This window comes from Flavobacterium sp. (assembly GCF_043773265.1).
Taxonomy (GTDB): domain Bacteria; phylum Bacteroidota; class Bacteroidia; order Flavobacteriales; family Flavobacteriaceae; genus Flavobacterium.
The window spans coordinates 1-3,403 of the sequence record NZ_JAYVFH010000051.1 but is presented as its reverse complement, the minus strand read 5'-3'; the positions used below and the strand labels follow the sequence as shown (position 1 = coordinate 3,403).

Below are 3,403 nucleotides of genomic sequence, written 5' to 3'. Positions count from 1 at the left end.
CTTTTTGTAAACATTAGAGATAATAACGATTTTCCATACAGTAATTTATTTTTAATTGTTTCTCTAGAACAGCCAAATAAAAAAGTAAAAGTGGATACTTTAGAATATCAAATGGCAAATCTTGACGGAACTTTACTTGGCGATGGATTTTCTGATGTAAAAGAAAGTAAACTTTTTTATAAACAAAATCAATCTTTCAATCTTAAAGGAGATTACAAAATAAAAATACAACAAGCAGTAAGACAAACTGGCAAAATTGTTGGAGACAAAGAATTAAAAGGAATTACAGAAGTTGGATTTAGAATAGAATCAACAGAATAAAAAAATATGGCAATAAATAAAACCGCTCAAAAAACTACAGCCAAAGTAAAAGATATAAGTTACTACAAAAGAAAATTCTGGAGACTATTCTTTTACGGCTTTGCATCAGTATTTCTATTTTTTCTATTTGCATCTTGGGGATTATTTGGCGCAATGCCATCATTTGACGATTTAGAAAATCCAGAATCCAATCTTGCTACAGAAATTATATCTTCAGATGGAGTTACTTTAGGCAAATTTTACAACGAAAACCGTACAGCAATAAATTATAGAGATTTACCAAAATCACTTATAGATGCATTAGTCTCTACAGAGGATGAACGTTTTTATGAACATTCTGGAATTGATGCTAAAAGAACATTTGGCGCAGCAGTAAAACTAGGAAAAGATGGTGGAGCAAGTACAATTACTCAACAATTAGCCAAATTATTATTTCACGGTGAAGGTTCTAAATTTTTACCTTTTAGAATGGTTCAAAAAGCTAAAGAATGGATAATTGCTATTCGATTAGAAAGACAATATACTAAAGAAGAAATCATTGCATTGTACTTAAATCAAGTAGATTTTGTAAATGGTGCTGTCGGAATTCGCTCTGCTGCCAAAGTATATTTTAACAAAGAACCACGCGATTTAAAAATAGAAGAAAGCGCCATGATTGTTGGTATGTTAACCAATCCTTCTCGTTTCAACCCAAATCGTTTTCCAGATAGAACTTTAACGCGAAGAAATATTGTTTTAGGTCAACTAGTAAGAAACAATCATCTTGAAGAATCTGCCAAAGAACTCTTAGTAAAAAAACCAATAAAATTAGATTTTCATCCAGAAAGTCACTTAGATGGAACGGCAACCTATTTTAGAGAATACCTGCGCGATTATATGAAAAATTGGGTAAAAGAACATAAAAAACCCAACGGAGAAGAGTATGATGTTTATGGCGATGGATTAAAAATTTACACAACATTAGATTCTAAAATTCAAGAACATGCAGAAGATGCAGTAAAAGCGCATATTAAAAACTTACAAGAAGAATTTTTTAAACAACAAAAAAGCAATAAAAATGCACCGTTTATAAGTATTACTTCTGCCGAAACTAAAAAGATTTTCGATAAGGCAATGCGAAATTCAGAACGTTGGAGAATTTTAAAAGCCCAAGACATGTCTGACGAAGAAATTATAAAAACATTTTCTGTAAAAACTAGAATGACCGTTTTTTCTTGGGACGGACAAAAAGAAATGACAATGACACCGTTAGATTCTATTCGTTATTACAAACATTTTCTTCAAGCAGGATTAATGTCAATGGAACCACAATCTGGACAAATAAAAGCTTGGGTTGGAGGAATAAATTATAAGTTTTTTCAATACGATCACGTTGGTCAAGGCGCACGTCAAGTTGGTTCTACCTTTAAACCATTTGTTTATGCAACAGCAATAGAACAATTAGGAATGTCTCCATGCGATGTAATGCTAGATGGTCCATTTATGATACGAAGAGGAAGACACAATGTTTCTACAAATTGGGAACCAAGAAACTCAGACAATCGTTATCGAGGAATGATGACTTTAAAAAAAGCATTAGCCAATTCTGTAAACGTAATTTCTGCCAAATTAATAGATAAAACTGGTCCACAAGCCGTTGTAGATTTAGCACATAAACTAGGAGTAACATCAGAAATTCCAGTGCAACCAGCAATTGCACTTGGCGCAGTAGATATTACAGTGCAAGATATGGTTGGCGCTTACAGCACATTTGCCAATGAAGGAGTTTACATAAAACCACAATTTATTTCAAGAATTGAAGACAAAAATGGAGCCATAATTTACGAACCAATCCCAGACACTCACGATGTTTTAAATAAAGATATTGCCTTTGCAGTAATAAAATTATTAGAAGGCGTTACCGAAGGTGGTTCTGGAGAACGTCTTAGAACAGATGGTGGCGGAAGTGGCAGTAATCGCTGGACAGGTTATCCATATATGTTTAAAAATGCAATTGCAGGAAAAACAGGAACAACCCAAAATCAATCCGATGGATGGTTTATTGGAATGGTTCCCAATTTAGTAACTGGCGTTTGGGTTGGTTGCGAAGATCGTTCAGCACGATTTAGAAGCATAACTTACGGTCAAGGAGCAACAGCAGCATTACCAATTTGGGGATTTTTTATGAAAAAATGTTATGCAGACAAAGACCTTCAAATCTCTAAAGACGATTTTATAGAACCCGAAGAAATGTCAATAAAAGTCGATTGTGGTGGACCATCTAAATACAGCAACGGAACCTCTAGAAGACGCGATTCTACAGCAGTAGAACAAGAACAAAACACAGACGAGTTTGAATTATAAATTCTAGAAGCTAATCCAGCATTCTATTGCAAGTTTGCTGGTAAAATTATTTTTTTCTAAGCCCAAAAATGCGCTTCCTTTGGTCGCAATTTTTGGTCAAGAAAAAATATAATTTTCCTCAAGCAAAGCTTTCCATTTCAATCTGGGCTAGTTCGTAGAAACTTCATAAATCAATTTTAAAACACTAGTTTAAAACTATGATAAATAAAAAAGTAAACTCGGTAAAAGAAGCACTTCAAGGAATAGAAGATACAATGACCATAATGCTTGGCGGTTTTGGGCTGTGTGGCATTCCAGAAAATTCTATAGCCGAATTAGTTAAGAAAAAAACTAAAAATCTAACTTGTATTTCTAACAATGCAGGCGTAGACGATTTTGGTTTGGGATTGTTATTACAACAAAAACAAATCAAAAAAATGATATCAAGTTATGTAGGAGAAAATGCCGAGTTTGAACGTCAAATGCTTTCTGGAGAACTAGAAGTAGATTTAATTCCACAAGGAACTTTAGCCGAACGTTGTCGGTCTGCACAAGCAGGAATTCCAGCATTTTTTACACCAGCTGGCTTTGGAACAGAAGTAGCAAATGGAAAAGAAGTTAGAGAATTTAACGGAAAAATGCACATTATGGAACACGCTTTTAAAGCAGATTTTGCTATAGTAAAAGCTTGGAAAGGTGACGAAGCAGGAAATTTAATTTTTAAAGGAACAGCAAGAAATTTCAATCCATGTATGTGTGG

General features: G+C 33.8%; 3 protein-coding genes. All 3 read left to right on the top strand.

The annotated features are described in order from the left end of the window. The coding region (locus ACH2BO_RS02670) for a gliding motility lipoprotein GldH (RefSeq protein WP_395043213.1) at nucleotides 1-321 on the top strand (321 nt) is incomplete at its 5' end. Nucleotides 322-327: 6 nt separating this feature from the next. Further along, nucleotides 328-2,664, top strand: coding sequence for a penicillin-binding protein 1A (locus ACH2BO_RS02665; protein ID WP_395043212.1), 2,337 nt, complete (start codon nucleotides 328-330; stop codon nucleotides 2,662-2,664). A 197-nt stretch (nucleotides 2,665-2,861) separates the two neighbouring features. Then, on the top strand, nucleotides 2,862-3,403 hold a 542-nt coding region (locus ACH2BO_RS02660; RefSeq protein ID WP_395043211.1), incomplete at its 3' end, for a CoA transferase subunit A.